At 73.7% G+C, this 23,915-nt stretch carries 21 protein-coding genes; 1 reads left to right on the plus strand and 20 read right to left on the minus strand.

Going from position 1 to position 23,915, the window contains the following annotated elements:
* Positions 1 to 33 precede the first annotated feature (33 nt).
* From ACZ6J5_RS30370 to fmt, 6 genes are all read right to left on the minus strand, one after another.
* Entirely contained in the window at positions 34 to 384 is a 351-nt protein-coding gene (locus tag ACZ6J5_RS30370) for a barstar family protein (RefSeq protein ID WP_469396811.1), read from the minus strand.
* Positions 371 to 886 carry a guanyl-specific ribonuclease gene (locus ACZ6J5_RS30375; protein WP_469396813.1) on the minus strand — a complete coding sequence of 172 codons (516 nt, stop codon included), beginning with the start codon at positions 884 to 886 and terminating at the stop codon, positions 371 to 373. The genes ACZ6J5_RS30370 and ACZ6J5_RS30375 overlap by 14 nt, the downstream gene beginning before the upstream one ends.
* A 157-nt stretch (positions 887 to 1,043) precedes the next feature.
* Positions 1,044 to 2,093, minus strand: a complete 1,050-nt coding sequence (locus ACZ6J5_RS30380; RefSeq protein WP_469396814.1) for a sugar-binding transcriptional regulator — start codon at positions 2,091 to 2,093, stop codon at positions 1,044 to 1,046.
* A gap of 185 nt (positions 2,094 to 2,278) precedes the next feature.
* Entirely contained in the window at positions 2,279 to 2,962 is a 684-nt protein-coding gene (rpe, locus tag ACZ6J5_RS30385) for a ribulose-phosphate 3-epimerase (RefSeq protein ID WP_469396816.1), read from the minus strand.
* A gap of 107 nt (positions 2,963 to 3,069) precedes the next feature.
* Complete coding sequence (locus ACZ6J5_RS30390; protein WP_469396817.1) at positions 3,070 to 4,491, minus strand: RsmB/NOP family class I SAM-dependent RNA methyltransferase; 1,422 nt, start codon at positions 4,489 to 4,491, stop codon at positions 3,070 to 3,072.
* Between the two features lie 142 nt (positions 4,492 to 4,633).
* Positions 4,634 to 5,566, minus strand: a complete 933-nt coding sequence (gene fmt, locus ACZ6J5_RS30395) for a methionyl-tRNA formyltransferase (RefSeq protein ID WP_362482810.1) — start codon at positions 5,564 to 5,566, stop codon at positions 4,634 to 4,636.
* Between the two features lie 473 nt (positions 5,567 to 6,039).
* Here fmt and ACZ6J5_RS30400 point away from each other — a divergent pair, with 473 nt between their 5' ends.
* Entirely contained in the window at positions 6,040 to 6,558 is a 519-nt protein-coding gene (locus ACZ6J5_RS30400; RefSeq protein ID WP_469396819.1) for a hypothetical protein, read from the plus strand.
* An 83-nt stretch (positions 6,559 to 6,641) separates the two neighbouring features.
* Here ACZ6J5_RS30400 and ACZ6J5_RS30405 read toward each other — a convergent pair whose 3' ends face one another.
* From ACZ6J5_RS30405 to ACZ6J5_RS30470, 14 genes are all read right to left on the minus strand, one after another.
* Entirely contained in the window at positions 6,642 to 8,798 is a 2,157-nt protein-coding gene (locus tag ACZ6J5_RS30405; protein ID WP_469396821.1) for a primosomal protein N', read from the minus strand.
* Between the two features lie 105 nt (positions 8,799 to 8,903).
* Complete coding sequence (metK, locus tag ACZ6J5_RS30410) at positions 8,904 to 10,112, minus strand: methionine adenosyltransferase (RefSeq protein ID WP_469396823.1); 1,209 nt, start codon at positions 10,110 to 10,112, stop codon at positions 8,904 to 8,906.
* A gap of 294 nt (positions 10,113 to 10,406) precedes the next feature.
* Complete coding sequence (coaBC, locus tag ACZ6J5_RS30415) at positions 10,407 to 11,615, minus strand: bifunctional phosphopantothenoylcysteine decarboxylase/phosphopantothenate--cysteine ligase CoaBC (protein ID WP_469396825.1); 1,209 nt, start codon at positions 11,613 to 11,615, stop codon at positions 10,407 to 10,409.
* A 109-nt stretch (positions 11,616 to 11,724) separates the two neighbouring features.
* Complete coding sequence (rpoZ, locus tag ACZ6J5_RS30420; RefSeq protein WP_132914500.1) at positions 11,725 to 11,997, minus strand: DNA-directed RNA polymerase subunit omega; 273 nt, start codon at positions 11,995 to 11,997, stop codon at positions 11,725 to 11,727.
* Positions 11,998 to 12,025: 28 nt separating this feature from the next.
* Positions 12,026 to 12,589, minus strand: a complete 564-nt coding sequence (gene gmk, locus ACZ6J5_RS30425) for a guanylate kinase (RefSeq protein ID WP_469396827.1) — start codon at positions 12,587 to 12,589, stop codon at positions 12,026 to 12,028.
* A gap of 62 nt (positions 12,590 to 12,651) precedes the next feature.
* Entirely contained in the window at positions 12,652 to 12,975 is a 324-nt protein-coding gene (locus tag ACZ6J5_RS30430; RefSeq protein ID WP_030693098.1) for an integration host factor, read from the minus strand.
* Between the two features lie 387 nt (positions 12,976 to 13,362).
* Positions 13,363 to 14,370: a dihydroorotate dehydrogenase gene (locus tag ACZ6J5_RS30435; RefSeq protein WP_469396828.1), complete on the minus strand. Its 1,008-nt coding sequence runs from the start codon at positions 14,368 to 14,370 to the stop codon at positions 13,363 to 13,365.
* A complete protein-coding gene (locus tag ACZ6J5_RS30440) occupies positions 14,367 to 15,350 on the minus strand; it encodes a dihydroorotate dehydrogenase electron transfer subunit (RefSeq protein WP_469396830.1) in 984 nt (327 codons plus the stop codon). The genes ACZ6J5_RS30435 and ACZ6J5_RS30440 overlap by 4 nt, the downstream gene beginning before the upstream one ends.
* A gap of 225 nt (positions 15,351 to 15,575) precedes the next feature.
* On the minus strand, positions 15,576 to 16,433 hold the full coding sequence (pyrF, locus tag ACZ6J5_RS30445) for an orotidine-5'-phosphate decarboxylase (protein ID WP_469396831.1): 858 nt from the start codon (positions 16,431 to 16,433) through the stop codon (positions 15,576 to 15,578).
* On the minus strand, positions 16,430 to 17,539 hold the full coding sequence (locus ACZ6J5_RS30450) for a quinone-dependent dihydroorotate dehydrogenase (RefSeq protein ID WP_469396832.1): 1,110 nt from the start codon (positions 17,537 to 17,539) through the stop codon (positions 16,430 to 16,432). Before ACZ6J5_RS30450 ends, pyrF begins: the two co-directional genes overlap by 4 nt.
* A 79-nt stretch (positions 17,540 to 17,618) precedes the next feature.
* Positions 17,619 to 20,927 (minus strand): carbamoyl-phosphate synthase large subunit, encoded by a 3,309-nt coding sequence (gene carB / locus ACZ6J5_RS30455; protein WP_469396834.1) that lies wholly within the window; start codon positions 20,925 to 20,927, stop codon positions 17,619 to 17,621.
* On the minus strand, positions 20,920 to 22,062 hold the full coding sequence (gene carA, locus ACZ6J5_RS30460) for a glutamine-hydrolyzing carbamoyl-phosphate synthase small subunit (RefSeq protein ID WP_469396836.1): 1,143 nt from the start codon (positions 22,060 to 22,062) through the stop codon (positions 20,920 to 20,922). The genes carB and carA overlap by 8 nt, the downstream gene beginning before the upstream one ends.
* Positions 22,059 to 22,631 carry a PH-like domain-containing protein gene (locus ACZ6J5_RS30465; protein ID WP_469396838.1) on the minus strand — a complete coding sequence of 191 codons (573 nt, stop codon included), beginning with the start codon at positions 22,629 to 22,631 and terminating at the stop codon, positions 22,059 to 22,061. Before ACZ6J5_RS30465 ends, carA begins: the two co-directional genes overlap by 4 nt.
* The gene (locus tag ACZ6J5_RS30470; RefSeq protein WP_469396839.1) at positions 22,628 to 23,914 is read right to left on the minus strand and encodes a dihydroorotase; all 1,287 of its coding nucleotides are present in this window, start codon (positions 23,912 to 23,914) and stop codon (positions 22,628 to 22,630) included. Before ACZ6J5_RS30470 ends, ACZ6J5_RS30465 begins: the two co-directional genes overlap by 4 nt.
* Between the last annotated feature and the right edge of the window lies 1 nt (position 23,915).

The raw sequence follows: 23,915 nt of genomic DNA on the forward strand, positions 1-23,915 counted from the left end.
CCCACGTCTGTACGAATACCAGTCCCGGGCGAATCATCCGAGGCTCGCGGGGTCTCTTTCGTCGTTTCCTCCGAATCCTTCGGGGATCTCACCGAGGGAGAGGAGGACGGCGAGGCCGGCGGGGCGCTCCTCGACGGCCGTGGCGAAGACCTCCTGGGCCAGCCGCCACTCCCCGGGGTGGGTCGCGGCGTACTCCTGCCAGCCGGTGACGACGAGGGTGACGGGCTCGGGCAGGTCGGTGAGGCAGTCGGCGAGGGCGTCCCAGTTGCGCCCGAACCAGTCGGGCAGGGCGAGGGCGGTGGCGCAGCGGTCCATGAAGGCGGCCTTGTCGGCGACGCCGCGCAGGTCGAGGACGACGGGGTCGCCGTGCTCATCGAGCCTCATCCGCGACCACCTCCCGGAAGCTCTCGTAGTGGTCGTCGGTGTAGTACACGTCGCCCTCCGTCCCGGTCACGATCCGCCGGGCCCCCCGGTCGCGGGCGCCGGGGGTCTTCACCGTGTACTCGTGGTAGTAGCCGCGCTTCTGCCGGGGCAGCACCTTCTCGAAGTTCGAGAAGACGGTGCCGTCCTTGGCGTACGGGAAGGGCCCGCCGTCCCGGATGAGGGTGAGCGTCCGCCGCGCCTCGGCGGGCAGCGCGCCCTCCCGGACGGTGGGGAGCGCGGAGAAGCGGGTGGCGGCGGCGCCGGGGCTCCGGGTCCCCGGGCCGCTGCCGGGGGTGCGGGAGGCGGCCGGCGGGGCGGCCGCGGTGGTGCGGGAGGGGGCTGCGGTGGCGGTGCTCTCGGCCCTGCTCGGGCCGCCGCCGGTGCCGCCGCCCGCACAGCCGGTCAACAACAGCGCGAGCCCCGCCAGCAGGGCGAGCCCGTGCCGGGCACATCGTGTGATCATGCCCCCGATGCTGCCATCCGGCGGCGCCCGCCGACACGAACGCCCCGCCGGGCGAGCGGCGGGGCGCATCGGGCACGGGGGCCGGATCCGGTACGGGATCGCGTACGGACCTCGCACGGCATCGGGTGCGCGTACGGGATCCGGTACGGGTCCGGGATCAGGCGCCGTCGGGGTCCTTGCGGTCCAGGGCCGGGCGGGGGCCCGGGCTGGACTCGGTGAGCAGGTAGTCGGCGGCCGAGCGGTCCGTCACCAGGCTGGTGACGAGGCCCGAGCGGAGCACCGCGCCGATCGCCGCGGCCTTGCGCTGGCCGCCCGCGATGGCGACGACCTCGGGGATCCGCCGCAGCCGGTCGGCCTCGACGGTGATGCAGCGCTCGCCCAGGTCGCGGCCGACCCGGCGGCCGTCGGCGTCGAAGAGGTGCGCGGACATCTCGGCGGCGACGCCGAGCGAGGCGTAGTGGGCGCGCTCCTCGTCCGAGAGCATGTCGTGGACGGTGGAGATGCCCGGCTCCCAGGAGCCGATGGAGACGCAGGCGACCGTCACCTTGTCGAAGTACTCGAAGGCGCGCGCGATGCCGGTCTGGCTGCGCAGCGCCGCCGCGGTGGCCGGGTCGGGCAGCAGCATCGGCGCGTAGATCGGGTGCGCCTCGCCGCCGGAGACCTGCGCGGCCCGCCGGACCGCCTCGACCGAGCCCCGCTCGGCCGTGCCCGCGTCGTAGACGCCGGTGAGCTGGACGACCGTGCAGGGCGGCAGCCGGTCGAGGGCCGCCGCCATGTGGATGGTGGACCGGCCCCAGGCCAGGCCCAGCACGTCGCCCTCGGTGACCAGCTCGCCGAGCAGGTCCGCCGCGACCTCGCCGAGGTTCTCCGGGTCGGGCGACTCGTCCTCGCCCTCCGCCGGGGACTCGACGACGACGGCGTGGCGGAGCCCGTAGCGGGCGCGGAGCGCGTCGGAGCGCTCGGCGTCCAGCTCCGCCGGTACGCGGATCTCGATGCGCACGAGGTCGCGCTCCAGGGCGGTCTCCAGGACCCGGGCCACCTTGAAGCGGCTCACGCCGAACTCCTCGGCGATCTGGATCTTGGACTTGCCCTCGAGGTAGAAGCGGCGGGCCATGGCCGCCGCCTGCACGAGCTCCGCGGGTCCCATCCGCAGGGCTGACCGTCCCGCCGACATACCCGCCACCGCGATCTCCTCACTGCTGTTCACGTACGGCTGCTCCGGTGCCGCGGGCCCCTGTCCGGTCCGCGTCACGCTGTTGTCACCGGGGCTGGAGCGCCCGGCGCTGTTCACACTCTGGACTCACCGTTCATCCTGTCAGATCCGGTGGGTCCTGTTCGGTTCCGTCGGCGGCCCGACGGGCCGCGTTCATGTCCCGGAGGGCCGCTGGCGGCTCAGTGGCCACACGCCCACGGGGCCGAGGCCGTCACGGCCTCCGCCTTCGCCCGCAGGGAGCGGACGGCGGCGGCCGGGTCGGCCGCCCCGTAGACGGCGGAACCGGCCACGAAGACGTCCGCGCCGGCCTCGGCGCACCGCTCGATCGTGGACTCGGCGACCCCGCCGTCGACCTGGAGCCACAGCTCCAGACCGTGCTTGGAGATCAGCTCACGGGTGCGGCGGATCTTGGGCAGCATGATGTCCAGGAAGGCCTGCCCGCCGAAGCCGGGCTCGACCGTCATGATCAGCAGCATGTCCAGCTCGGGAAGCAGGTCCTCGTACGGCTCGATGGGCGTGGCCGGCTTGAGCGCCATGGACGCCCGCGCGCCCTTGGCCCGGATCTCCCGCGCGAGGCGCACCGGCGCCGCCGCGGCCTCCACGTGGAAGGTGACCGAACCGGCGCCCGCCTCCACGTACTGCGGGGCCCAGCGGTCCGGGTCCTCGATCATGAGGTGGCAGTCGAGCGGGGTGTCCGTGGCCCGGGCGAGCGACTCGACCACCGGCACGCCGAGGGTCAGGTTGGGCACGAAGTGGTTGTCCATCACGTCGACGTGCAGCCAGTCGGCTCCGTCGACCGCCTTCGCCTCTTCGGCGAGCCGGGCGAAATCAGCGGACAGGATGCTGGGATTGATCTGCGCCATGTGCCAAGCCTGCCATGTTCTTGAGTACTTCTTTGCCGCGAATCGGTTTGCGTGCCGAGACCGTGGCCCCGTACTGGTACAGACCAGCTGATTCCGCCGCCCGGGTGTCAGGCGGTCCGCCGGATCAGGGCCAGATACATGGCGTCCGTACCGTGCAGATGCGGCCACAGCTGGACGTCCGGCCCCTCGCCGAGGTCCGGGACGCCGGGCAGCAGCGGGCGGGCGTCGATGAGCTCGGCACCGCCGGTCTTCTTGAGGACGTCGTCGACGACGACCCGGGTCTCGGCCAGGTGCGGGGAGCAGGTCGCGTAGCCGACGACGCCGCCGACACGCACGGACCGCAGCGCCTCGGCGAGCAGCCCGCGCTGGAGCGGGGCGAAGCCGTCCAGGTCGGAGGGGCGGCGGCGCCAGCGCGCCTCGGGGCGGCGGCGCAGCGCGCCGAGCCCGGAGCAGGGCACGTCCATCAGGACCCGGTCGAAGACGCCCTCGCGCCACGGCGGGCGGGTGCCGTCGGCGGCGATGACCTGGTACGGGCCGGGGTTGCCGGCCAGCGCGCGCTCGACGAGGCGCGCGCGGTGCGGCTGCTTCTCGGACGCGAGCAGGGCGGCACCGCGCTCGGCGGCCAGCGCGCCCAGCAGCGAGGCCTTGCCGCCGGGGCCCGCGCAGCCGTCCAGCCAGCGGGCGTCGGGGCCGTCGAGCGGGGCGTTGGCGAGGGCGATCGCCACGAGCTGGCTGCCCTCGTCCTGGACACCCGCGCGGCCCTCGGCGACGGCCGGGAGCGCTCCGGGCTCGCCGCCCTCGGCCAGCGACAGCGCGTACGGGGACCAGCGGCCCGGCTCGGTCTCGGCGGAGGCCGCGAGCTCCTCGACGGTGGCGCGGCCGGGGCGGGCGACCAGGGTCACGGCGGGACGCTCGTTGTCGGCCTCCAGGAGCGCCTCGATGCCGGCGCGCCCGCCGCCGAGCGAGTCCCAGAGCGCGGAGACGACCCAGCGCGGGTGCGAGTGGACGACGGCCAGGTGGTCCTCGGCGTCGTCCTCGTACGGCGGGGCGACCCGCGCGACCCAGGTGTCGAAGTCGTCCCGCGCGATCTTGCGGAGCACCGCGTTGACGAACTTGGCGCGCCCGTCGCCCAGCACCACGCGGGCCAGCTCGACGGTGGCGGAGACGCCGGCGTGGCTGGGGATGCGGGTGCCGAGGAGCTGGTGGGCGCCGAGCGCGAGCACGTCGAGCACCGGCGGGTCGACCTCGCGCAGCGGGCGGTCGATGCAGGCGGCGATGATCGCGTCGTAGGTGCCCTGGCGGCGCAGCGTCCCGTAGACGAGCTCGGTCGCGAGCGCCGCGTCCCGCCCGTCGAACTTCTCCGGCCCCTCCTTCTCGCGGGCCTTCTTGAGCAGCGGCGGCAGCACCAGGTTCGCGTACGCGTCCCGCTCGTCCACGGCCCGCAGCGCCTCGAAGGCGAGGATCCTGACCGGGTCCTTCTTGGGGCGCCGGTAGGGCTTGGGGGTACGGGGACGTGCCTGCTCGCTCAAAGGTGCTCCGCGTGAGAAGTGAACGGGGTGGTGGAACGGGTGGGGTGAAAGCGGATGGGGTGGAACGGGTGGGGTGAAGCGGGCCCGACGGGCGGCGGGAGGGCCGCCCCGGCCCTCCCAGCCTACGTCCGCCGGCGGGGGCTCACGCCCCGACCCGCTCCCCGGGGGCGATGCGGACGCCGCGCGCCCAGTCGGCCGCCTTCATCGGCTTCTTGCCCTGGGGCTGCACCCACAGCAGCTCCACGGCGTGCGAGCCGGTGCCGGCGTAGACGTTGTTCTTGCCGACGGACAGCTCGCCGGGCGCGAGGTCCGCGCGGTCCGGTACGAGGGCGGCCTGGATCAGCTTGAGGCGCTCGCCTCGGAAGAGGGTCCAGGCGCCGGGCGCCGGGGTGCAGCCCCGGACGACCCGGTCGACGCGCAGCGCGGGGGCCGCGAAGTCGACGTGGGCGTCCTCGACCTGGATCTTCGGGGCGAGGGTGATGCCGTCGGCGGGCTGCGGCACGGCCTTGAGGGTGCCGTCCTCGATGCCGTCCATGGTGGCGGCGAGCAGCCCGGCGCCCGCGAAGGCGAGCCGGGTGAGCAGGTCGCCGCTGGTGTCGGCGGGGCGGACCTCCTCGGTGACGACGCCGTAGACGGGGCCGGAGTCCAGGCCCTCCTCGATCTGGAAGGTCGAGGCGCCGGTGACCTGGTCGCCGGCCATCACGGCGTGCTGCACGGGCGCGGCGCCGCGCCACGCGGGCAGCAGCGAGAAGTGCAGGTTGACCCAGCCGTGGGCGGGGATGTCGAGGGCGGTACGGGGCAGCAGGGCGCCGTAGGCGACGACGGGGCAGCAGTCCGGCGCGATCTCGCGCAGCCGGGCCAGGAAGGCCTCGTCGCGGGGCCGCGCCGGCTTCAGGATCTCGATCCCGGCCTCCTCGGCGCGCTCGGCGACGGGGCTGGCGACGAGCCGCCGGCCTCGGCCCGCGGGCGCGTCGGGGCGGGTGACGACGGCGGCCACCTCGTGCCGCCCGGAGGCGAGCAGGGCGTCCAGGGCGGGCACGGCGACCTCGGGGGTACCAGCGAAGACGAGCTTCACGCGGGAAAACCTCGCATCTCGGGGCGATCGGGGACCTCCCCGCCCCGGGCGGGGCCGGGCGCGCGCGGGTGAGGGCAGCGCACCAGTCTAGGGCCTGTCGTCAAAGTCCCGTCGTCGCCCGGAGGGCGGCCTCGCGGCGTCTGGTGCGTGCTCTCGGCGTGCCGGGCGCAAGCCCGCGTACTGGACGTACTCGGGCTTTCGCCCGGTGCGGCGAGAGCGCGTGCCAGGCGTCGCGAGGCAGACGGGACTTTGACGACAGGCCCTGGGCCGGGCGGGCGGGCCCGGCTCCCCGGCCTCCGGCGGGTCCGCCCCGGGGGGCGTACGCGTGGGCGAGCGCCCTGCGCATATGCGTGTACGCCCCCGGGGCGTGACCAGACCCCGGGTGGCGCGTTGGTCAAGAGAGATTGACCGAAATCGGGCCGCCCCTCCCCACGCGGCCCGCCCCTTCATACGCCGGTTCGAGAGGCTTATCCATGGCCGACCACGCAACCCACGACGCCCAGGCCCGGGCGAGTCTGCACCTGCTGGTGCGGGACATCGAGCGGGTCCGGCGGCAGGTGGACGCACTGCGCACGCTGACGGCCCAGCTGGGCAATGTCTACCGCCCTCGCCGCTCCGCCCCGTCCACGGGCTTCGTCGTCTACGGGCGTGCCCCCGCCCCGACCGTCCGGCTCGCCCAGGAGCTGCGGGACAGCGTCGAGACCCTGGTGACGGCGGCGGTGGACTTCGACCGTTCCCTCGGGTTCTCCTGGGACGCGGTGGGCTCCGCCCTGGGTGTCACCAAGCAGGCGGTGCACCGCCGCTACGGCTCCCGGCGCGCCCCGCAGCCGGGTGCCGCGCTGGAGCAGGAGCGGACGCCCGAGACGACCGCGACCCGCACGCTGCCGGTGGTCCCGCCGGCCCGCAGCATGCCGCCGCAGCCGACCTCGGGCAGTCAGACCCTCCGCGAGGACCAGCGCCCGCCGGCCTTCCCCGCCCCCCGCAACGGCTGACCGCTCCCCCCTCGAAAGGCCGCCGACCGCGCGCACCGTGCGCGCCCGGCGGCCTTTCGGCGCGTACGGGCCCGGGGCCCGCCTCAGCCGATGTCCGGCGGATCCACCCGCACCCGCACCGGCTCGCCGCCGCCGCGCGCGAGCCGGGAGGCCCGGGCCTGTTTGAGGGCCGAGGCCAGGGCCGCGCCGCTGCCGGGGGGCACCCGGATCAGGGCCCGCTCCCACTGCTCGCCGGGCGGGGTGTCGCCGGGGCGGCGCGGGCCTCCGGGGCGGGTGACCGGCAGCGGGACCGGGCCGAGGACCTCGGCGTCGGCCGGCAGCGCGGCGGCGGCCAGGAAGCCCGCGAGGGCGTCCGGCGGGCCGGCGACGGCGGCCATCCGGGAGACCGGCGGGAAGCCCAGCTCGGCCCGCTCGGCCAGCTCCCGCCGGGCGTGCCCGACGGGGTCCCAGCGGACCAGGGCCTGGACCGGCCGCAGGGTCGGTTCGGCGACGACGACGACCGTGCCGCCGTCCGGCTGGCCGCGGACCAGGGAGGCGGCGTCGATCCAGCGCCGCAGCGCCTCCTCCCCCGCGCGCAGGTCGGGCCGGCCGAGCATGGCCCAGCCGTCGAGGAGCAGCGCGGCGGCGTAGCCGCCCTCGGCGACGGGCTCGGCGCCGGGCGTGCTCACCACCAGCGCGGGGCGGCCCGGCACCCGGTCGAGCACATGGTCGCGCCCGGAGGTGCGCACGGGCACGGCGGGGAAGGCCCGGCCGAGCTCCTCGGCGGTGCGCCGGGCGCCGACGATCTGGGCCCGCAGCCGGGCGGAGCCGCACTCGGAGCAGTGCCAGCCCTCGGCGCCGCGCCCGCACCAGGCGCAGTGCAGCGCCTGCTGCTCGGGGGCCTCCAGGGGGCCGGCGCAGTGCGCGCAGCGGGCGGGCGTGCGGCAGCGCTCGCAGGCGAGCCGGGGCACGTAGCCCCGGCGCGGGACCTGGACCAGGACGGGGCCGGTCTTCAGCCCCTCCCGGACGACCTGCCAGGCGAGCGTGGGCAGCCGGGCGGCGCGGGCGGCCTCGTCGCGGGCGAGGTCGGTGTCGCCGACGGTCCGCACCAGCGGGGCGGCGGCGCGGATCTGCTCGCGCCCGGCGGCGAGCGGCTGCGCCCAGCCGGACTCGACGAGCTGGGCGGCCTCGACGGTGCAGCCGGTGGAGCCGAGCAGGAAGGCGCAGCGGTCGTGGGCGGCGCGCAGCAGCAGGACGTCGCGGGCGTGCGGCTGGGGGGCGTGCGGCTCGCTGTGGCTGCCGTCGCCGTCGTCCCAGATGACGGCGAGGCCGAGTTCGCGGACGGGCGCGAACATGGCGGCGCGGGTGCCGACGACGGCCCGGACGGCGCCGCGCCGCACGGCGAGCCACTGCGCGTACCGCTTCTCGGGTCCGGCCTCGGCGGTGAGCAGGGCGTGCCGTCCGTCGCCGAGGAGCTCGGTGAGGGCCCGGTCCACCCGGTCGGCGGCGCGCCCGTCGGGGACGACGACGAGGGCGCCTCGGCCGGAGGCGAGGGTGGCGGCGACGGCGCGGGCGATCTCCTCGGCCCAGTGGGGGCCGGGCAGCGCGGTCCAGACGGCCCGGGGCGCCCCGCCGCGCGCGAGGGAGTCCAGGAAGCCGGCCCCCCGCTCGTACCGCGTCCAGCTCCCCGGCTCGGGGACGGGCGGCGGGGGCAGCGGCGCCGGCGAGGGGCGGCCCTCGGCGCGGGCGCTGCGGGGGGGCACGGCGAGCTGGAGCACGTCGGCGAGGCTGCCGGCGTACCGGTCGGCGACGGCGCGGGCGAGGGCGAGCTGCTCGGGGCCGAGCACGGGCTCGGGCGAGACGACGTCGGCGAGCGCGGCGAGCGGCCCGGAGTAGTCGGAGTGGGCCAGCCGCTCGACGAGGAAGCCGTCGATGAGCCGGCCGCCCTCGCGCCGCCCGCCCCTGACCTGGTGCGCGCCGGCCCCGAACCGCACCCGCACCCGCACGCCCGGCTGGGCGGCCTCGTCGAGCTCCTCGGGCACCGCGTAGTCGAAGAACTGGTCGAGGTGGAGCACGCCCTTGTTGACCACGACCCGCGCCACCGGAAGCTCCTTGGCGAGCGCGGCCCCCCGCCAGGTCCGGGGCTTGGCCCGCGGCACCTTGGCCTGCCGGACGGTCTCCCGGATGAGCGCGAGCTGCTCGGGCTCCTCGTGCCCCGCGGGCTCCGTGTGCCCCTCGGGCTTCTCGTTCTCGCTGCTCACAGCCTCATACCTACCAGACCGCACCGACAGTCCGGCGGACACGGCGAAGGCCCGGCCCCCCGTGAGGGGTGCCGGGCCTTCGGAGGACTGCCGTGGGGGCGTGGATCAGACGCCGGCGGCCGCCTTCAGGGCCTCCACGCGGTCGGTGCGCTCCCAGGTGAAGTCGGGCAGCTCGCGGCCGAAGTGGCCGTAGGCGGCGGTCTGGGAGTAGATCGGGCGGAGCAGGTCGAGGTCGCGGATGATCGCGGCCGGGCGGAGGTCGAAGACCTCGGCGATGGCGTTCTCGATCTTCTCGGTCTCGATGGTGTTGGTGCCGAAGGTCTCGACGAAGAGGCCGACGGGCTCCGCCTTGCCGATCGCGTACGCGACCTGGACCTCGCAGCGGGAGGCGAGGCCCGCGGCGACGACGTTCTTGGCGACCCAGCGCATGGCGTAGGCGGCCGAGCGGTCGACCTTGGACGGGTCCTTGCCCGAGAAGGCGCCGCCGCCGTGGCGGGCCATGCCGCCGTAGGTGTCGATGATGATCTTGCGGCCGGTGAGGCCGGCGTCGCCCATCGGGCCGCCGATCTCGAAGCGGCCGGTCGGGTTGACCAGCAGGCGGTAGCCGTCGGTGTCCAGCTTGATGCCGTCCTCGACGAGCTGCTTCAGCACGTGCTCGACGACGAACTCGCGGATGTCGGGCGCGAGCAGCGACTCCAGGTCGATGTCGGAGGCGTGCTGCGAGGAGACGACCACGGTGTCGAGGCGGACGGCCTTGTCGCCGTCGTACTCGATGGTGACCTGGGTCTTGCCGTCGGGGCGCAGGTACGGGATGGTGCCGTTCTTGCGCACCTCGGTGAGGCGGCGGGAGAGGCGGTGCGCGACGTGGATCGGGAGCGGCATGAGCTCCGGGGTCTCGTCCGACGCGTAGCCGAACATCAGGCCCTGGTCGCCGGCGCCCTGCTTGTCGAGCTCGTCCTCGTCACCCTCGACGCGCTGCTCGTAAGCGGTGTCGACGCCCTGGGCGATGTCCGGGGACTGCGACCCGATGGAGACCGAGACGCCGCAGGAAGCGCCGTCGAAGCCCTTCTTCGAGGAGTCGTACCCGATGTCGAGGATCTTGTTGCGGACGAGGGTGGGGATGTCCGCCCACGCCTTCGTGGTGACCTCACCGGCGACGTGCACCAGGCCGGTGGTGATCAGGGTCTCGACGGCGACACGGGAGGTGGGGTCCTCCTTGAGCAGCGCGTCGAGGATGGTGTCACTGATCTGGTCAGCGATCTTGTCGGGGTGACCCTCGGTGACGGACTCCGAGGTGAACAGACGACGGGACACAACGCTCCCTGGGGTTGCAGCGGCTGCTGGCTAGACGATTGCGGACCGGCAGGGGGCTGCGCCCCGCGACGTTCCGAGAACAGTCTATCGGTCACGATCGGGTATCTGGCCAGGAGTCTTGGCACGTGATTCCCGTCGCGGAGCGGAAATGGACAGCCCCGCGCCATGAGTTGTCCGTTTTCTATTGATTTAAGGATGGCGGAGCGACGGAAACCGGACGGTCCGCTCCCTTGACGGTCCGCCTCCGCCGTCGCTCCCGCCCCTCACGTCACACGGATGGGGCATCCAGCTCCGTCAGGAGACCCGCAGCCGAGGCAGCACGAGGTCCCAGACCGTCTCCGCCAGCGCTTCCTTCGGCCCGTACGGGACCGGGGTCTCGGTGCCGTCGGCGGCGAGGACCACGGCCTCGTTCTCCTCGGAGCCGAAGGTCTTGCGCTCCCCCACCTCGTTGACGACCAGCAGGTCGCAGCCCTTGCGGCGCAGCTTGGCGCGCCCGTTGGCGAGGACGTCGTCGGTCTCGGCGGCGAAGCCGACCACGACCTGGCCGGGCAGCGCACGCTCGGCGGCCAGCTCGGCGAGGATGTCGGGGTTGCGGACCAGTTCGATGGTCGGGGCGCCGCCGTCGTCGGTCTTCTTGATCTTGCCGGGGGCGTAGGCGGCGGGCCGGAAGTCGGCGACCGCGGCGGCCATCACGACGGCGTCGGCGTCGGCGACCGCCTTGAGGACCGCCTCCCGCAGCTGGACGGCGGTGCCGACGTGCACGACGTCGACACCGGCCGGGTCGGGCAGCCCGGCGTTGGCCGCCACCAGCGTGACCCGGGCGCCGCGCGCGGCGGCGGCCTTGGCGAGGGCGTAGCCCTGCTTGCCGGAGGAGCGGTTGCCCAGATAGCGGACCGGGTCCAGGGGCTCGCGGGTGCCGCCCGCGCTGACCACGACGTGCCGGCCGGCCAGGTCGGGGGCGGCGGCGCCGCGCGCCAGCACGTTCCGGCAGACCTCGAAGATCTCGCCCGGGTCGGGCAGCCGGCCCTTGCCGGTGTCGACGCCGGTGAGCCGGCCGACGGCGGGCTCGATGACGACCGCGCCGCGGCGGCGCAGCGTCGCCACGTTCTCCTGGGTGGCCGGGTGCTCCCACATCTCGGTGTGCATGGCCGGGGCGAAGACCACCGGGCAGCGGGCGGTGAGCAGCGTGTTGGTGAGCAGGTCGTCGGCGAGGCCGTGGGCGGCCTTGGCCAGCATGTCGGCGGTGGCCGGGGCGACCACGACCAGGTCGGCGCCCTGCCCGATGCGCACGTGCGGGACCTCGTGCACGGAGTCCCAGACCTCGGTGGAGACCGGGTGGCCGGAGAGCGCGGACCAGGTGGCCGCGCCGACGAAGTGCAGGGCCGCGTCGGTGGGCACGACGCGGACGTCGTGGCCGGACTCGGTCAGCCGCCGCAGCAGCTCGCACGCCTTGTAGGCGGCGATCCCGCCGCTGACCCCCAGGACGACCTTCGGCTTGGCCACGACTTCTCCTGCTCCCCGTACTCGGATGCGTACGACTTCATGAGACACCACAGGCCCGGCGGGTGGTCCGCCGGGCCTGTGGTGACAAGCGATTACGAGCTCTGCTGCTCTACTGCGCCGGGTCCGCGATGGCCTCGGAGGTCAGCAGACCCGCGTTGATCTCGCGCAGCGCGATCGAGAGCGGCTTCTCGTGGACGTGGGTGTCGACGAGAGGACCGACGTACTCGAGCAGGCCCTCGCCCAGCTGCGAGTAGTACGCGTTGATCTGGCGCGCACGCTTGGCCGCATAGATCACGAGGCTGTACTTGGAGTCCGTCGCCTCGAGCAGCTCGTCGATCGGCGGGTTGATGATGCCCTCGGGCGCGGTGATGGAAGAGGACACGCTCTACCTTCCGAAGATGGAAAAAAGATCAGACAACGTTCATCAACGTTAGCAGCTCACGGGCGACGTCCTCGACCGAGGTGTTGACCAGCGTGGTGTCGAACTCCGACTCGGCGGCCAGCTCGACCTTCGCGGCCGCCAGCCGGCGCTCGATCACCTCGGGCGACTCGGTGCCTCGGCCGGTGAGCCGGCGGACCAGCTCCTCCCAGCTCGGCGGGGCCAGGAAGACCAGCTGGGAGTCGTCCATGGACTCCTTCACCTGGCGCGCGCCCTGGAGGTCGATCTCCAGGAGGACCGGCTCGCCGGCCTCCAGGCGGTCGAGCACCGCACCGCGCGGGGTGCCGTAGCGGTTGCCCGCGAACTCGGCCCATTCGAGGAGCTCGCCGTTGGCGATCAGCTTGTCGAACTCGTCGTCCGTCACGAAGAAGTACTGGACGCCGTGCTTCTCGCCGGGGCGGGGCTTTCGTGTCGTGGCCGACACCGAGAGCCAGACCTCGGGGTGGACCTTGCGCATATGAGCGACGACCGTGCTCTTGCCCACCCCTGAGGGGCCGGAGAGCACGGTCAGCCGCGGACGTACCTCTGCTGCCATGCAGCGATTATTCCAGCTTCACCGGGGTGCCCGGGACGCGTGTCCCGGGCACGGTCCGCCGTTCAGGCGCCGGTGCTGCCGAACTCGCGCTCCAGGGAGGCGATCTGGTTGGAGCCGAGGCCACGGACCCGGCGGCTCTCGGAGATGCCCAGGCGCTCCATGATCTGCTTGGCGCGGACCTTGCCCACGCCCGGGAGCGACTCCAGCAGCGCGGAGACCTTCATCTTGCCGATGACGTCGTTCTCCTGGCCGGACTTGATCACCTCGTGGAGGGATGCGCCGGAGTGCTTGAGTCGATTCTTGACCTCGGCCCGCTCCCGGCGAGCCGCGGCGGCCTTTTCGAGCGCGGCTGCGCGCTGTTCAGGGGTAAGGGGCGGAAGAGCCACGCCTACGTCACCTCGGATGTCGAACTGTCGGATACGGACCGGTGGGAAGCTGCACGCCACACACCAGTGGAGCAGCGACCGACGTGGAGTACGCCGAACGCCGACTCTGCCCCGGAGACTAGCGGCCATGGCCGCTCCAGTCAGCGAGAACAGACGAAAACTCCAGGTCAGCATCCATCGGATCGGGCTTTTAAGACAAATCGGCCCGGATTTCGGTAAGGATTCCGCCAAGGAGTCGTCGACCGGCGTCCGAGACGTGTTCGGAAACACTGTCCGATCCGGCGTCCGGACAGCGCTCGGCCGGCGCTCGGCCGGCGTCTTCCCGGCGCCGGATCAGGGACGGAACGGTTCCGGAGCGCTACCGGCGGGCGCCCCTCGGCCACCGGATCAGCGGTGCGCGTATCCCACGGCGTCCCGGAACGCGCCGAATCCGCGCTCCGCGAGCTCCACGCGCAGTTCCCGGAGGACGTCGAGCGGCGCCGACGGGTTGGTGAAGATCGCGGTGCCGACCGCGACGCCCGAGGCACCCGCCAGGACGAGCTCCAGGGCGTCGGCGCCCGAGGTGATCCCGCCCATGCCGAGGATCGGGACCGCGCGGAAGTCGCCGCGCCGCATCGCCGCGTACACCTGGTGGACGCAGCGCACCGCGACCGGGCGGACGGCGGGGCCCGACAGGCCGCCCGTGACGCCGGCGAGGGCGGGCCGCAGGGTGACGGGGTCGATCCTCATGCCGAGCAGCGTGTTGATCATCGACAGGCCGTCGGCGCCCGCCGCCACGCACGCCGCCGCGACGTCGACGATCGAGGTGACGTCCGGGGTGAGCTTCGCGTAGACCGGCAGCGCCGGATCGGCGGCCGCCCGTACCGCGGCGACCACCTCGTGGGCGGAGTCCGGGCCGGCGGCGAAGACCAGGCCGCGGTTGGCGACGTTGGGGCAGGAGATGTTGACCTCCACCCCGACCACCCCGGGCGCGCCGGTGAGCCGGGCCGCCGCCTCGGCGAACTCCTCGGGCCGCTCCCCCGCCACCGACACCAGCACGCGCGCCCCGCGCTCGGCGAGCCAGGGCAGCTCGCGGTCCACCAGGTGGTCGACGCCGGAGCCCTGGAGGCCGATGGAGTTCAGCATCCCGCTGGGCGTCTCCGCCATGCGCGGGGTGGGGCGGCCCTGCCGGGGCCGCGGCATGACGGTCTTGGTGGTGAGGGTGCCGAGCTCGCCGAGCGGTACGAAGGCGGCGAGCTCCCGGCCGTATCCCGCGCAGCCGGAGGCGGTGGTCACGGGGTTGGGGAGGGTGACGGACGCGCCCAGCGGGGCCGACATGTCGACGGCGGCGGGGTCGAGGGCGCTGGAGCGGGAGGTCGTGCGGGCGGTGGCGGGGAGCTGGACGGGGGCGTTCATGCGTGGACTCCTCCCCGGGGGTCCCGGGACTCGGCGGACGGGGACGGGGACCCGGGCACGGCCGGGGAGGCGGGTGGTTCCGGGGAGGCGGATGCGGGCGGGGAGGCGGGTGCGGGCGGGGAGGCGGGTGGTTCCGGGGAGGCAGCCGGGGGCGGGGAGGCCGCCGGGCCCGGGACGCCCGCCTCCGACCAGCGGACGGCCGTGCCGTCGAAGACCGGGCCCTCGGTGCAGGAGCGGACCAGGCGGGTGGTCCCGTCCGGGCCCGCCACCGGCAGCACGCAGCTCATGCAGACGCCGAAGCCGCAGGCCATCGCCTCCTCGACGGCGGTGTGGCTGCGGGCGCCCGCCGCGACGGCCACCTCGGTGACCGCGCGCAGCATGGGCATCGGCCCGCAGGAGTGGACGACGTCCGCGCCGACGGTCCGGACCATGGCGGCCAGCGGGTCGGTGACCCGGCCCCGCTCGCCGTACGAGCCGTCGTCGGTGACCACGGCGACGTGCGGGGTCAGGGCGCGGGCCTCGGCCACGCCGAAGAGGCGGTCGGCGGTGGCGGCGCCCAGGACGAAGCCGACCGAGCCGCCGCGCGCGAGGATCGCCTCGGCCAGCGAGAACATGGGCGCGCTGCCGTAGCCGCCGGCGACCAGTACGGCCGCCTCGGGGCCGTCGGCGAGCGGGAAGGGGGTGCCGAGCGGCGCGACCAGGTCGACGGTGTCGCCGGGCCGGTGCCGGGCCAGCGCACGGGTGCCCCGGCCGTGCTCGGCGAAGATCAGCTCGATGGTGCCGGCGGCCGGGTCGGCGCGGTGGATCGAGAAGGCGCGCCGCAGCGGCGTGGCGGAGTCGCGGCCGCCGATGGCCAGCGTGGCGAAGTGGCCGGGGCGGACGCCCGCGGCGACACCCGGGGCCCGCAGCAGCAGCCGGTGGTAGGCCCCGGCCGGTTCGATGCCGAGTACCTCGGCGGGGGTCTGTACGGGCCGCGCCACGTCCGCTCCGTTCCTGCTCCGCGCCCCGGGCGGGCGCGTCCACCCTCCACGCTGCCCGGGCGGGTGCGGCTCGGACAGGGCCTAACGCCCCTTTCCCGTAAGGCACTTCGGGCCGCGAGGGGCGGTGGACGGAAAGCGCGGCGGGACCCGTGCGCGCGCCGTACCGGGTACGGCGCGCGCACGGGTCCCGCGCGGGCTCGGGGAGGGGGGCTCCCGGGGCGGGTCCTAGCCGGCGACGGCCGTGCGCACCTCGTCGGCGAAGCGCTCCGCCGCGCCGCGCAGCGCGGCGGCGTCGGGGCCCTCCTTGAGGACGCCCCGGCTGACGTTCGGGACCACGTTGCGGACCGCGGCGCCGAAGACCCTGGGGAGGTCCGCCGGGGTCGCGCCCTGGGCGCCGATGCCGGGCGCGAGGAGCGGCCCGTCGATGTCCAGGTCGAAGGCGGACAGGTCGCCGAGGGTGGCGCCGACGACCGCGCCGAAGGAGCCCATGGGGGTCTCCCCCGCGTTCTCGGCGGCCAGGTGGGCCAGCATGGTCGCGCCGACGGTCCGGCCGTCCTCGCGGACCGCGCGCTGGACCTCGGCGCCCTCCGGGTTGGAGGTGAGGGCCAGCACGAAGAGGCCGGCGCCGGACTCGCGGGCCAGGTCGACGGCCGGCTTCAGGGAGCCGTAGCCGAGGTACGGGGAGACCGTGAGCGCGTCGGAGAACAGCGGGGCGTCCTCGCGCAGGAAGGCCTCCGCGTAGGCGCCCATGGTGGAGCCGATGTCGCCGCGCTTGGCGTCCATGACCACCAGGCCGCCGGCCGCGCGCAGATCGGCGACGGCGCGCTCCAGGACGGCGACGCCCTTCGAGCCGAAGCGCTCGAAGAAGGCCGCCTGGGGCTTGAAGACGGCGACGGTGCCGGCCAGGGCCTCCACGACGGTGTACGTGAAGCGCTCCAGGCCCGCGATGTCGTCGGCGAGGCCCCAGGAGCCCAGCAGGGCCGCGTGCGGGTCGATGCCGACGCACAGCGGGCCGCGCTCGTCCATGGCGGCGCGCAGGCGGGCGCCGAAGGGGGCCGGGGTCTCCGGGCTGGCAGCGGTCACTTCGCGTCCTTTCGGTGGGCGGCGCCGACGGCCTCGGCGAGGGTGGCGTACGGGGAGGCGGCCAGGCGCGCGGCGAGGCCCTGGTGGATCGCGCGGGCGTAGAACGGGCCCTCGTAGATGAAGGCGCTGTAGCCCTGGATCAGGGTGGCGCCCGCGAGGATCCGCTGCCAGGCGTCGTCGGCGTTCTCGATGCCGCCGACGCCGACGAGGACGATCCGGTCGCCGACGCGCGCGTACAGGCGGCTCAGGACCTCCAGGGAGCGCGCCTTGACCGGGGCGCCGGACAGGCCGCCGGTCTCCGCGGTCAGCGCCGGGTCGGAGGCGAGGCCCAGGCCCTCACGGGCGATCGTGGTGTTGGTGGCGATGATGCCGTCGAGGCCGAGCTCCAGGGCCAGGTCGGCGACGGCGTCCACGTCCTCGTCGGCGAGGTCGGGGGCGATCTTCACCAGGAGCGGGACGCGGCGGTCGGTGACGGCGCGGTCGGCGGCCTCGCGGACGGCGGTCAGCAGCGGGCGCAGCGACTCGGTGGCCTGGAGGTTGCGCAGGCCCGGGGTGTTGGGCGAGGAGACGTTGACGACGAGGTAGTCGGCGTGGCGGGCGAGCCGCTCGGTGGACTTCACGTAGTCGGCGGCGGCCTCGGCCTCGGGGACCACCTTGGTCTTGCCGATGTTGACGCCGACGACGGTCCGGAAGACCGGCTCGCGGGCGGCGAGGCGGGCGGCGACGGCGGCCGAGCCCTCGTTGTTGAAGCCCATGCGGTTGATCAGGGCGCGGTCCGGGACCAGCCGGAAGAGGCGCTTCTTGGGGTTGCCGGGCTGGGCCTCGCCGGTGACGGTGCCGATCTCGACGTGGTCGAAGCCGAGCATCGCCATGCCGTCGATGGCGACGGCGTTCTTGTCGAAGCCGGCGGCGAGGCCGAAGGGGCCGTGCATCCGCAGGCCCAGGGCCTCGGTGCGCAGCGCCTTGTGGCGGGGGGCGAGGACGGCCGCGACGAAGGTGCGCAGGACCGGGACGCGCGCGGCGAGCCGGATCCAGCGGAAGGCCAGGTAGTGGGCCTTCTCGGGATCCATCCGCTTGAAGATCAGGTTGAAGAAGAGCTTGTACATCGTCCGAAATATCCCTCGTGCGCTCATGAAGAGGGGGACACCGCGGTGCTGCCGGTGTCCCCCTGCTTCTCTCGGGCTGCTAGTCGCGGGCCGCGGTCAGGTGCTCCGCGTGCTCCTGGAGCGAGCGGACGCCCACGTCGCCGTGGTTGAGGGCGTCGATGCCCTGGACCGCCGCCGCCAGCGCCTGGACCGTGGTCAGGCAGGGGACGGAGCGGGCCACCGCCGCCGTGCGGATGTCGTAGCCGTCGAGGCGGCCACCGGTGCCGTACGGGGTGTTGACGATCAGGTCGACCTGGCCGTCGTGGATGAGCTGGACGATCGTCTTCTCGCCGTTCGGGCCCTCGCCCTCGGACTGCTTGCGCACGATCGTCGCGTTGATGCCGTTGCGCTTGAGGACCTCGGCGGTGCCGGAGGTGGCCATCAGCTCGAAGCCGTGGGCGACCAGCTCGCGGGCCGGGAAGATCATCGAGCGCTTGTCGCGGTTGGCGACGGAGATGAACGCGCGGCCCTTGGTGGGCAGCGGGCCGTAGGCACCGGCCTGCGACTTGGCGTACGCCGTGCCGAAGACGTTGTCGATGCCCATGACCTCGCCGGTGGAGCGCATCTCCGGGCCGAGGACGGTGTCCACGCCTCGGCCGTGGATGTCGCGGAAGCGCGACCACGGCATGACGGCCTCCTTGACGGAGATCGGCGCGTCGAGCGGCAGGGTGCCGCCGTCGCCGGTCTTCGGCAGCAGGCCCTCGGCGCGCAGCTCGGCGATGGTGGCGCCGAGCGAGATGCGGGCGGCGGCCTTCGCGAGCGGCACGGCGGTCGCCTTCGAGGTGAAGGGGACGGTGCGGGAGGCGCGCGGGTTGGCCTCCAGGACGTACAGGATGTCGCCGGCCATCGCGAACTGGATGTTGATCAGGCCGCGCACGCCGACGCCCTTGGCGATGGCCTCGGTGGAGGCACGCAGGCGCTTGATGTCGTAGCCGCCGAGGGTGATCGGGGGCAGCGCGCAGGCCGAGTCGCCGGAGTGGATGCCGGCCTCCTCGATGTGCTCCATGACGCCGCCGAGGTAGAGCTCCTGGCCGTCGTAGAGCGCGTCGACGTCGATCTCGATGGCGTCGTCGAGGAAGCGGTCGACCAGCACCGGGCGGGTCGGCGAGATCTCGGTGGACTCCGCGATGTACGACTCCAGGCGGGTCTCGTCGTAGACGATCTCCATGCCGCGGCCGCCGAGCACGTACGAGGGGCGTACGAGGACGGGGTAGCCGATCTCGTCGGCGATGGCCTTGGCGCCGGCGAAGGTGGTGGCGGTGCCGTGCTTCGGCGCGGGCAGCCCGGCCTCGGCGAGCACCTGGCCGAAGGCGCCCCGGTCCTCGGCGGCGTGGATGGCCTCGGGGGAGGTGCCGACGACCGGCACGCCGTTGTCCTTGAGCGCCTGGGCGAGGCCCAGCGGGGTCTGGCCGCCGAGCTGGACGACGACGCCGGCGATGGGGCCCGCGAGGGACTCGGCGTGCACGATCTCCAGCACGTCCTCAAGCGTCAGCGGCTCGAAGTACAGGCGGTCGGAGGTGTCGTAGTCCGTCGAGACGGTCTCGGGGTTGCAGTTGACCATCACGGTCTCGTAGCCCGCGTCGCTGAGCGCGAAGGAGGCGTGGACGCAGGAGTAGTCGAACTCGATGCCCTGGCCGATGCGGTTCGGGCCGGAGCCCAGGATGATGACCGCGGGCTTCTCGCGGGGCGCGACCTCGGTCTCCTCGTCGTACGAGGAGTAGAAGTACGGGGTCTTGGCGGCGAACTCGGCGGCGCAGGTGTCGACCGTCTTGTAGACCGGGCGGACGCCGAGGGCGTGCCGGACCTCGCGGACGACGTCCTCGCGCAGGCCGCGGATCTCGGCGATCTGGGCGTCGGAGAAGCCGTGGCGCTTGGCCTCGGCGAGGAGCTCGGGCTCCAGCTTCTCGGCGGCGGCCAGCTCGTCGGCGATCTCCTTGATGAGGAAGAGCTGGTCGACGAACCAGGGGTCGATCCGGGTGGCGTCGAAGACCTCCTCGGGGGTGGCGCCCGCGCGGATGGCCTGCATGACGGTGTTGATGCGCCCGTCGGTGGGGCGGACCGCCTCGCGGAGCAGCTCGGCCTTGTCGCCGGTCTCGCCGGTGAAGGCGAACTGCGAGCCCTTCTTCTCCAGGGAGCGCAGGGCCTTCTGGAGCGCCTCGGTGAAGTTGCGGCCGATCGCCATGGCCTCGCCGACCGACTTCATGGTCGTGGTCAGCGTGGAGTCGGCGGAGGGGAACTTCTCGAAGGCGAAGCGCGGGGCCTTGACGACGACGTAGTCGAGGGTCGGCTCGAAGGAGGCCGGCGTCTTCTCGGTGATGTCGTTGGGGATCTCGTCCAGCGTGTAGCCGACGGCGAGCCGGGCGGCGATCTTGGCGATCGGGAAGCCGGTGGCCTTGGAGGCGAGCGCGGAGGAGCGGGAGACGCGCGGGTTCATCTCGATGACGATGATCCGGCCGTCGGCCGGGTCGATCGCGAACTGGATGTTGCAGCCGCCGGTGTCGACGCCGACCTCGCGGATGATCGCGATGCCGATGTCGCGCAGCCGCTGGTACTCGCGGTCGGTGAGGGTCATCGCCGGGGCGACGGTGATGGAGTCGCCGGTGTGGACGCCCATCGGGTCGAAGTTCTCGATGGAGCAGACGACCACGACGTTGTCGTTCTTGTCGCGCATCAGCTCCAGCTCGTACTCCTTCCAGCCGAGGATGGACTCCTCCAGGAGCACCTCGGTGGTCGGGGAGAGCGTGAGGCCCTGGCCGGCGATGCGGCGCAGCTCGTCCTCGTCGTGGGCGAAGCCGGAGCCGGCGCCGCCCATGGTGAAGGAGGGGCGGACGACGACGGGGTAGCCGCCGAGGGTGTCGACGCCCTTGAGAACGTCGTCCATGGAGTGGCAGATGACCGAGCGGGCGGACTCGCCGTAGCCGATCTTGGCCTTGACGGCCTCGACGACGCCCTTGAAGAGGTCGCGGTCCTCGCCCTTGTGGATGGCCTCGACGTTGGCGCCGATGAGCTCCACGCCGTACTTCTCCAGGACGCCCTGCTCGTGCATGGAGATCGCGGTGTTGAGCGCGGTCTGGCCGCCGAGGGTGGGCAGGAGGGCGTCGGGGCGCTCCTTGGCGATGATCTTCTCGACGAACTCGGGGGTGATCGGCTCGACGTAGGTGGCGTCGGCGATCTCCGGGTCGGTCATGATCGTGGCCGGGTTGGAGTTGACCAGGATGACCCGCAGGCCCTCGGCCTTGAGGATGCGGCACGCCTGGGTGCCGGAGTAGTCGAACTCCGCTGCCTGGCCGATGACGATCGGGCCGGAGCCGATGACCAGGACGGACTGGATATCGGTGCGCTTAGGCACGCTCGGCCTCCATCAGGGCGGTGAAACGGTCGAAGAGGTACGCGGCGTCGTGCGGGCCCGCGGCGGCCTCGGGGTGGTACTGGACGGAGAAGGCCGGCTGGTCGAGCAGCTGGAGGCCCTCCACGACGTCGTCGTTCAGGCAGACGTGCGACACCTCGACCCGCCCGTAGGGGGTGTCGGAGACCTTGTCGAGGGGCGCGTCGACGGCGAAGCCGTGGTTGTGCGCGGTGACCTCGACCTTGCCGGTGGTGCGGTCCTGGACGGGCTGGTTGATGCCCCGGTGGCCGTACTTCAGCTTGTACGTGCCGAAGCCGAGCGAGCGGCCCAGGATCTGGTTGCCGAAGCAGATGCCGAAGAGCGGGGTCTTGCGGCGCAGCACCTCCCGCATGACGGCGACGGGGCCGTCGGCGGTGGCCGGGTCGCCCGGGCCGTTGGAGAAGAACACGCCGTCGGGGTTGACGGCGTAGACGTCCTCGGCGGTGGCGGTGGCGGGCAGCACGTGGACCTCGATGCCGCGCTCGGCCATCCGGTGCGGGGTCATGCCCTTGATGCCGAGGTCGACGGCGGCGACGGTGAACTTCTTCTCACCGATCGCGGGGACGACGTACGTCTCCTTGGTGGCGACCTCGGCGGAGAGGTCGGCGCCCTTCATCTCGGGCTGCTGGCGGACCTCGGCGAGCATGGTGCCCTCGTCGGGGAGCGCGTTGCCGGAGAAGATGCCGACGCGCATGGCGCCGCTCTCGCGCAGGTGGCGGGTGAGGGCGCGGGTGTCGATGCCCTGGATGCCGACGACGCCCTGCGTGCGCAGCTCCTCGTCGAGGGAGCGCCTGGCGCGCCAGTTGGAGGAGACGCGCGCGGGGTCGCGGACGACGTAGCCGGCGACCCAGATGCGGGAGGACTCGGGGTCCTCGTCGTTCACGCCGGTGTTGCCGACGTGCGGGGCGGTCATCACGACGACCTGGCGGTGGTACGACGGGTCGGTGAGGGTCTCCTGGTAGCCGGTCATGCCAGTGGAGAACACGGCCTCGCCGAAGGTCTCCCCCACGGCCCCGTAGGCGCGGCCGCGGAAGATGCGGCCGTCCTCCAGGACGAGTACGGCGGGAACCTTGTCGGCTCCCCTGGTGGAGGTCGTCATCGTGCGCCTTCCGTCGTGTGTGCGTGGTTCGTGGTGCTCATGGAGTTGACGGCCTCGACCCAGGCGGCGTGCTCGGCCGCGTGGTCGGAGCGGAAGCCGGAGTCGAGCAGGGTGTCGCCGTGCTCCCAGGTGACGACCAGCAGGCCGCCCTCGGTGAGGACCTTGCCGGCGATGCCCTTGTCGAGACGGGCCTCGCGCAGGGCGGCGGCCGGGATGAGGAAGTCGTGCGCGCCGGGGCGGACGACCGCGATCCCCTGGTCCGTCAGGGTGAGCTCGGCGCGGCTGCGGACGCCCAGGCCGTGGGCGACGATCCGGTCGAGCCACTGCCCGGCGGTGGTGGAGCCGTGGTAGCGGCCGGCCAGCGTGAGCTTCGCCTCACCTGGCTCGGCGGGCGGCTCGGGCAGGGCTGGGAGGCCGGACTGGAGGCTGCCGCGCCACTTCCATCCCTGGCGCATCAGCCAGTAGACGAAGACGACGAACAGCAGCAGTCCCGCGACCCAGCCGATGCGGCCGGCCCAGTCGGTGACCTCGGCGGATTTGCGTTCGGCCAGATGGATGAGTGGTGTCACGCCAGCTTCCCGTCGACGAGCGTTGCCCGACCCCGCAGGAACGTGTGGGTGACGCGCCCGGGCAGCTCACGGCCCTCGTAGGGGGTGTTGCGGCTGCGGGAGGCGAAGTCGGCGGGGTCCACGACACCACGGTAAGCCGGATCCACCAGCGTCAGGTTGGCGGGCTCACCTGCCGAGACGGGGCGGCCGTGCCCGGTGGCCCGCCCGATGGCGGCCGGCTTGACGGACATCCGGTCGGCGACACCGGCCCAGTCGAGCAGCCCGGTCTCGACCATCGTCTGCTGGACGACGGACAGCGCGGTCTCCAGGCCGACCATGCCCATGGCGGCGGCGGCCCACTCGCAGTCCTTGTCCTCGTGCGGGTGCGGGGCGTGGTCGGTGGCGACGATGTCGATCGTGCCGTCGGCGAGCGCCTCGCGCAGGGCCAGGACGTCCCGCTCGGTGCGCAGCGGCGGGTTCACCTTGTAGACCGGGTTGTACGAGCGCACGAGCTCGTCCGTGAGGAGGAGGTGGTGCGGGGTGACCTCGGCGGTGACGTCGATGCCGCGGGACTTGGCCCAGCGGACGATCTCGACGGAGCCGGCGGTGGAGAGGTGGCAGATGTGGACGCGGGAGCCGACGTGCTCGGCGAGCAGCACGTCGCGGGCGATGATCGACTCCTCGGCGACGGCCGGCCAGCCGCCGAGGCCGAGCTCGGCGGAGACGACGCCCTCGTTCATCTGGGCGCCCTCGGTGAGGCGGGGCTCCTGGGCGTGCTGGGCGACGACGCCGCCGAAGGCCTTCACGTACTCCAGGGCGCGGCGCATGATCACGGCGTCGTCGACGCACTTGCCGTCGTCGGAGAAGACGGTGACGCCGGCGGCGGAGTCGTGCATGGCGCCGAGCTCGGCGAGCTTCTTGCCCTCCAGGCCGACGGTGACGGCGCCGATGGGCTGCACGTCGCAGTAGCCGTGCTCGCGGCCGAGGCGGTAGACCTGCTCCACGACACCCGCGGTGTCGGCGACCGGGTGGGTGTTGGCCATGGCGAAGACGGCCGTGTAGCCCCCGGAGGCGGCGGCGCGGGTGCCGGTGAGGACGGTCTCGGAGTCCTCGCGGCCCGGCTCGCGCAGGTGGGTGTGCAGGTCCACGAGGCCCGGCAGCAGGATCTGCCCCTCGGCCTCGATCACCTGGGCGCCCTCGGCCGACAGGCCGGTGCCCACCTCGGCGATGGTCTCGCCGTCGATCAGGACGTCCTGGGCCTCGCCGCCGAGGACCTTCGCACCGCGGATCAGGATCTTGCTCATG

The organism is Streptomyces sp. NPDC042100, assembly GCF_055582325.1.